This window comes from Methylosinus trichosporium OB3b (assembly GCF_002752655.1).
In the GTDB taxonomy this organism is placed as follows: Bacteria; Pseudomonadota; Alphaproteobacteria; order Rhizobiales; family Beijerinckiaceae; genus Methylosinus; species Methylosinus trichosporium.
On the sequence record NZ_CP023737.1, the window covers coordinates 3,712,401 to 3,718,819 of the forward strand.

The following is a 6,419-nucleotide window of genomic DNA, read 5'->3' on the forward strand; positions in this document are numbered from 1 at the left end:
GGCGCGCCTCGTCGCCGGCCGCGCCGCTCTTTTGCGAGATCAGAACGATTTCGATCTCTCATAGGCGTCTCGTCCGATGCGGTCGGCGGAGGCGCGGAAGCCGGCGAACATGTCTTCCATCATCGTTCTGACGGCCGCCGGCGCGCGCTCCGGCTCGCCCGCGTCGAAGGGCGGCTCGGGCGCATATTGCGCGATGAGCTGCATGCTCTCGGCGTAAGTGCGGTCGCGCAGCTCGGCGACGAGGGCCAATCCGAAATCTAGGCCCGCCGTCACGCCGGCCGCGGTGATGCGATTGCGGTCGCGGACGAAACGGCCGGGCGCATGCGTCGCGCCGAAGATCGGCAGCAGCGATGTCGCCGACCAATGCGAGGTGGCGCGATAGCCCTCGAGCAGGCCCGCCGCGCCGAGCAGCAGCGAGCCCGTGCAGACCGAGGTCACATATCTCGCGCGTGCGCCGCGGCTTCTGATGAAGCGTAGGGTCGCCTCGTCCTGCATCGCGGCGAGCGTGCCGGACGCGCCGCCGGGGACGCAGAGAATATCGAGATCGAGCGGCGCGTCGTCGAAGCTCGCATCCGGCGTGATCGTCAGTCCCGTATCGCTGACGACCGGCGCCTTGCTCTTGCCGATCACATAGGCCGTCGCGCCCATCAGCCCGGTGAGCATGAAATGCGGGCCGATCATGTCGAGCGCCGTGAGTTGCGGATAGATCAGAAAGCCGATCTTCTCATTGCCGGACCATAGGGCCGGCATGTTCGACATGTCGTGATCGGCTGTGATCCGCGTGGCGGCGCGCGCGTCGAAGGCGCCGCCGGCGACGAGCGTCGCGAGAGCGGCGAGGCCCTCGTTGAAGCGGCGGCGATCGATAACGTCCAATTTTCCCTCCTACATTTTAACGGAGACGGTGGCGAAGATCGTGCGTCCCTCTCCCGGCGCGACGCGCGAGAAATAGGGATATTGAACGTAGTATTGTCGATCGCCGAGATTCTTGCCCGCGATCGAGAAGGTGAAGTTCTGATGCTTGTAGGCGAGATTGGCGTCGAATGTGATGTAGCCGGGCGTCGTCCAGTCGCGGCCGAGCTCGACGAATTGCGAGGAGGCGGCGTAGAAGCCGGCGCCGAGGGACCAGCCCTGCAGCGCGCCGTCGAAGGCGTAATGGCCCCAGAAGCGGCCCGAGTCGCGTGGAACTCCGACGAGGCGCGCATTCATGAATTGCGGATTCTCGTCTTGCGTGACCTTGGCGTCGATATGAGCGAAGCTGCCGAGGAAGGAGAGGCTCGGCGTCGGCTGCCACACGAGATCGGCCTCGAATCCATGCGAGTTCTGCTCGCCGGTCTGAACCGAGGTGAGCGAGCCGGGCGCATTGGTCGTCACATTGGTGCGGGTGAGATCGAAATAGGCGAGCGTGCCGGAGAGGCCGAAGGGACCGTCGAGCTTCACGCCGCCCTCGAGCGAGCGTGTGCCCTCGGGCTTGGGCGCCTGGCCGTCGCCGACGAAATAGCTGACGCCGCGCAAGCCCTCCGAATAGCCGCCATAGACCGACAGCCAGTCGGTCACATCATAGGTCGCGCCGACGCGCGGCAGGACGCGCGTGGCGCTCGCGTCATAATGGCTCGGCGGCGAGACGGCCATCTCGATGAAATGGATGTCGACGGTGGCGAAGCGCAGCGCGCCGAGAAAATGCAGCCGCTCGAAGATCGTCGACTGCAGCTGGACGGTCGCGCCGGCGTTCTGATAGCTGTTGTCGATCTTCGACATGACGTACGAGTCCGCCGCGCCATCGACCGGGAGACGAAAGGGCGGAAAATAGGGCGAGCGGAAGTCGATGAGCTGCGGCAAGCCGAAGGCGCCGAAGACCGGATCGAGACCGGTCGCATTATTGAGAACCATCACTCCACGGTCGGTGACGCGATTGAAGTCGCCGCCGACGAGCACGCGGTTCTGCGTCGGACCATAGTCGAATTTCGCGACGAAATTGGAGGTGATGGAAAGCTCGGTCATCCGCTCATCCATCAGATCGTTGTACACGGCGAAAGAGGACGGCCCGCCATAGACGCCCAAAGGCGCGCCGAAATCGATCGCGGTCGGATCATTGCTGAGGATGAGCTGCGAGGGCTCCCAGATGCGCGAGGTCGAATAGCGCGCCGAGGTGAAGGTGGAGAAGGTCTCGTCGAAGGCGTGATCGAAGCGCGCCGTCACCGATTGCAATTCGGTGGAGGTGACGGGAACATTGGGATCGGAGAGAAAGGCCGTGCGGCGAATGGAATAGGCCGAGCGATCGACCGAGCCGACGGCGGGCAGCCCCGGATAATCCTGCTGCTGGCGGCGCGCGACGTGACCCTGCAGGGTGAGCGAGGTGCCGGCGTTATCGGTGATGGTCAGCGTCGGATCGAGCGTGTAGCTCTGGCGTTGGATCGTGTCGACGATCGAATGGGTGGACTGGAACTGGCCGGCGAAGCGGAACAGCAGCGTCTTCGCGTCATTGAGCGGCTGATTGATATCGAGATAGGGGCTGACGAAACGATAGCCGCCGGCGCGCACGCCGGCTTCCGCGAATCGGTCCGGCGTCGGCAGCTTCGACACGATGTTGACGACGCCGCCGACAGGGCTCTTTCCGCCCTCGAACAGAATATTGGCGGGACCTTTCAGCACCTCGGCCCGCTCGACATTGACGAGGAGGTCGCGCTCGCCGAGATAGCCGAACGTCGGCAGTCCGTCGATGTAGCGCTCGGCGTCCATGCCCCTGAGCTTGATGTTGACGCCGCCGGGAAAGCGGGGGTCCACCGGCACGAGGCCCGAGACGTTGAGGAACACCTCGGCCTGCGAGACGGCCGCCTGATCGTCGATGAGCTTGCGAGGAACCACGACGACGGAGATCGGCAGCTGCTTGATCGGCGTGTCCATGCGGGCGACGCGCGCGGTGAGCGCCTGATAGCCGCGCACCGGCCCGGCCGTCGTGTTCTGGACGTCCTTGGCCTCAGTCCTCGCGGCCGGCCGCCGCTCCTCGGCGGCGATGGAAATGGGCGGCAGCGCCTCCTGCGCCGAAACGGCGCCGGGCAGGCCGGCCGCCGCGGCGAGGACGAGAGCGCTGACGGATCGCAGTGGCGAATGGGGATTCAGCAGTGGCGAACGAGAATTCATATGTGGCCTCCTTGTCGCCGTCCAATCGACGGCGAGGTCGTTTCGCGATGGGAGACGGGCCCGCCGCCCCTCGATTCCCACCCGATGCACAGAGCCCTAGGGGCTCCGCTTAACCCGAACATAACGTGAGCGCCGGCGGAATGGCTTTTCGTGGACTGTGGCGCTCGAGCAACAGTCGCGCTCGCGCCCGCTTGCGTCCGCCACAATCGGCGGGGATAATCGCCGCTCCCGATTGACGCGAGGCGGCGCTCAGAGATGCGGGTTCTGATGGTGGAGGACGAGCCGGAGATGGCCAGGCTCGTCGAGAGAAAGCTCGCGCGCTCGGGCTTTGTGGCCGATCGCGTCGGCTCGCTCGACGAGACGATCGAGGCGCTTCGGCAGCACAAATATTCGCTGGTTCTGCTCGACCGGCGCCTTCCGGACGGCGACGCGGTCTCCGTCCTGCCCGCCATTCGTCGTCTGCAGCCGTCGATCCGCATCGTGATGATGACCGCGCGCAACGCGGTCGACGATCGGATCGAGGGGCTCGACGCCGGCGCCGACGATTATGTGACCAAGCCCTTCGACGCCAATGAGCTGGTCGCGCGTGTGCGCGCCTGCCTGCGGCGGCTGGGCGGCGGCGAGGCGCCGCCGCCGATCGCGGTCGGCGGAATCGTTTTCAACCCCGAAACGCGCGACGTCAGCGTCAATGGAGCGAATGTTCTATTTCACAAGCGCGAGCGCGCCCTGCTCGATATTCTGCTGCTGAACGCCGGGCGCGCGGTGCTGCGCGACCGGCTGCTCGCCGAAATCTACGGCTTCGCCGACGATGTGCAGGCCAATGCGCTCAGCATGCTGGTGTCGCGCCTGCGGCGCCGGTTGCTCGATCTCGACGCCGGCGTCGAGATCCACACCGCGCGCGACGTCGGCTATCTGCTGTCGGAGCGTAAGGAGAAATGAGAAGCCCGTCGCTGCTCGCGCGGCTCGTGCTCGCCATCACTGTGGCCGAGCTGATCGTTCTGTTTCTCGTCTGGCCGAGCGTGACGATCCTCGTCACTTATCTGGGCCTCGCGGCGACCGAGTCCAACACTGTCTGGGCGGAGTTCCACGCGATCGAGGTGATCGAGAACGCGCTCAGAAAGGATTCGGACGGCTCCGTCCATATCGAGGCGACGCCCGCGCTGCGCGCCTATCAGGCCCGCAATCCGAATTTCCGTTTCGCGATCATCGACGAGCGCAGTGGCGCCGCGCTCGCCGGCTCGTCGGAGGAACTCGCGCGCGTCTTGCCGAGCGGCGGCGCGATCATTTCCATCAAAACCTATTTCCGGATTTCGAACGATCCGGACCCCGATGCGCGCGGCGTCTACATGCGGATGACGACGCCGAATTATTCGATGGTGATCCATGGCTACGCGCTGCATCCGGAGGATCTCATCGCCGTGATGCGGGCGCATACGGACATTGCGCAGCTCGTCCCCTTCTCGCCCTACGTCGTATTTGCGATCATCGGCTCCTGGCTGGCGACGCGCTTCGGATTGGCGCCGCTCTATGCGGCCAAGGAGCGGCTCGCGAAGATCGATCTTTCCTCCATCGACCAGCGCATCGACGCCGCGAAGGCTCCGAAGGAGATCGCGCCTCTGCTCGATGCGATCAACGCCGCGCTGGCGCGGCTCGAGGACGGCGCCAAGCGGCAGCGGCGCTTCACCGCCAACGCCGCGCATGAGCTGCTCACGCCGATCGCGATTCTGCGCGCGCGCCTCGACGCGCCGAACGAGCCGGGCTTTCTCTCCGATCTCGGCCGCGACATGCGGCGCATGCAGTCCGTCGTCGAGCAATTGCTGGTTCTCGCCCGCGGCGCGGAGCGTGGACGTCTCGCCGTCGCGGACCTCGATCTCGGCGCGCTCGCTCGCCATATAATCGCCGATTATCTGCCGTTGATCGTCGACAGCGGGCGGTCGATCGCTCTCGATCCGCCGGCGGCTCCGGTGATCGTTCGCGCCAACGGCCAAGCGCTCGAATGCATGCTGTCCAATCTCATCAACAATGCGCTGCGCGCCGAGCCTCTGGGCGGCACGATCGTGCTTCGCGTCGGCCCGGACGCTCGCCTCGAGGTCATCGACCATGGCGAAGGCGTCGCCGCGAGCGAGCAGGACCTCGTCTTCGAGCCCTTCTGGCGCCGGACCGAAACGACGCGCGGCGCCGGTCTCGGACTTTCGATCGTCAAAGAGCTCGCGGAAAAGCAGGGTGGCGGCGTCTATGTCACGCAGACGCCTGGAGGCGGCGCGACATTCGGCCTCGCTTTCCCGTCGCCGTGATCCGGCGAGCGTCGACCAGACGGCGCTCGATGCGCGCGCCGATGCGTATTATGGGCGAGGTCTCGCCTCGACCGAAACCGGTCTGTTGCTTTTTCGCTGCGACGCCCTATATCAGGTAAATCGAGTTTCGGCCGAATAGACGAGCTTTCCCGCCTTTTCAGGCGCGTCGGCGTGCGACTTTCCCTCCAGAGCTTCGATTCTTCACGTGCTCGCGTGCGCGCGACCGCCAACTGCCTCTCACGTAGAGGAAAAAAGGAAAACTCATGCAGACCGGCGTCGTAAAATGGTTCAACTCGCAAAAAGGCTTCGGCTTCATCCAGCCGGATTCCGGCGGAGCGGATGTGTTCGTTCACATCAGCGCCGTGGAGCGAGCGGGGCTGCGCGGGCTCGCGGAAGGCCAGAAAATCTCCTACGAGACCGTCATCGACAAACGTAGCGGAAAATCTTCGGCCGACCAGCTGCAGGTCGAGGCGTAACAGCTGCTCATAGCCTGTTCCCGTCGACTGCGGAGACGCCGCGACGGGAGCGAGGCCGGGGCGCGTCGTCATCGCTCATGGGTGGCTCATGGGCGTGACGATCACCAATGAGGAGAACGCCGTGGCGAAAGCCGAACTTGGCGCCAAGCGCCGATGCCTGAGCTGTGGCGTGGCGTTTTTCGATCTCAATCGCGATCCGATCGCCTGCCCGAAATGCGCGGCGATTTTTCAAGTCGTGGAGCTGCCTCGCTCCGCGCCGCGCGGCAAAGGGCCTTATCGCCCGATGCAGAGCGACGCGCGCGTCCCCGCCGAAGATGCCTCTAGCGACGAAACGGCGTCCGCGGAGACAGATGACGCGGAAACGGAAGCGGATGCGGATGACGCGGAGACCGACGACAGCGTCCCTCCGCCGCTCGAGGAGGACGACGAAATCGAGGAGATCGACGACCTCATCTAGAGCGCTTTCCGATCGAACCGTTCGATCGATCAGAACTCGCTCAGCGAACAGAAT

At 65.1% G+C, this 6,419-nt stretch carries 6 protein-coding genes; 4 read left to right on the forward strand and 2 right to left on the reverse strand.

Annotated features, from left to right (window positions below; all coding sequences use genetic code 11):
• Positions 1-39: 39 nt before the first annotated feature.
• Both CQW49_RS17690 and CQW49_RS17695 read right to left on the reverse strand, forming a co-directional pair.
• Positions 40-873 carry a DJ-1/PfpI family protein gene (locus tag CQW49_RS17690; protein WP_003608286.1) on the reverse strand — a complete coding sequence of 278 codons (834 nt, stop codon included), beginning with the start codon at positions 871-873 and terminating at the stop codon, positions 40-42.
• Between the two features lie 9 nt (positions 874-882).
• Positions 883-3,138: a TonB-dependent siderophore receptor gene (locus CQW49_RS17695; RefSeq protein ID WP_003608283.1), complete on the reverse strand. Its 2,256-nt coding sequence runs from the start codon at positions 3,136-3,138 to the stop codon at positions 883-885.
• Between the two features lie 255 nt (positions 3,139-3,393).
• Here CQW49_RS17695 and CQW49_RS17700 point away from each other — a divergent pair, with 255 nt between their 5' ends.
• From CQW49_RS17700 to CQW49_RS17715, 4 genes are all read left to right on the forward strand, one after another.
• Entirely contained in the window at positions 3,394-4,077 is a 684-nt protein-coding gene (locus CQW49_RS17700) for a response regulator transcription factor (protein WP_003608281.1), read from the forward strand.
• The gene (locus CQW49_RS17705; protein ID WP_003608279.1) at positions 4,074-5,432 is read left to right on the forward strand and encodes a sensor histidine kinase; all 1,359 of its coding nucleotides are present in this window, start codon (positions 4,074-4,076) and stop codon (positions 5,430-5,432) included. The genes CQW49_RS17700 and CQW49_RS17705 overlap by 4 nt, the downstream gene beginning before the upstream one ends.
• A gap of 263 nt (positions 5,433-5,695) precedes the next feature.
• Complete coding sequence (locus CQW49_RS17710; RefSeq protein ID WP_003608278.1) at positions 5,696-5,908, forward strand: cold-shock protein; 213 nt, start codon at positions 5,696-5,698, stop codon at positions 5,906-5,908.
• A 94-nt stretch (positions 5,909-6,002) separates the two neighbouring features.
• On the forward strand, positions 6,003-6,365 hold the full coding sequence (locus CQW49_RS17715) for a TIGR02300 family protein (protein WP_244441284.1): 363 nt from the start codon (positions 6,003-6,005) through the stop codon (positions 6,363-6,365).
• Positions 6,366-6,419: the final 54 nt, after the last annotated feature.

What these genes read in the sequence shown, in the direction of transcription:
- CQW49_RS17710 (WP_003608278.1), top strand. Translation starts at nt 5,696, where the DNA reads ATGCAGACCGGCGTCGTAAAATGGTTCAACTCGCAAAAAGGCTTCGGC.
- CQW49_RS17700 (WP_003608281.1), top strand. Translation starts at nt 3,394, where the DNA reads ATGCGGGTTCTGATGGTGGAGGACGAGCCGGAGATGGCCAGGCTCGTC.
- CQW49_RS17695 (WP_003608283.1), bottom strand. Translation starts at nt 3,138, where the DNA reads ATGAATTCTCGTTCGCCACTGCTGAATCCCCATTCGCCACTGCGATCC.
- CQW49_RS17705 (WP_003608279.1), top strand. Translation starts at nt 4,074, where the DNA reads ATGAGAAGCCCGTCGCTGCTCGCGCGGCTCGTGCTCGCCATCACTGTG.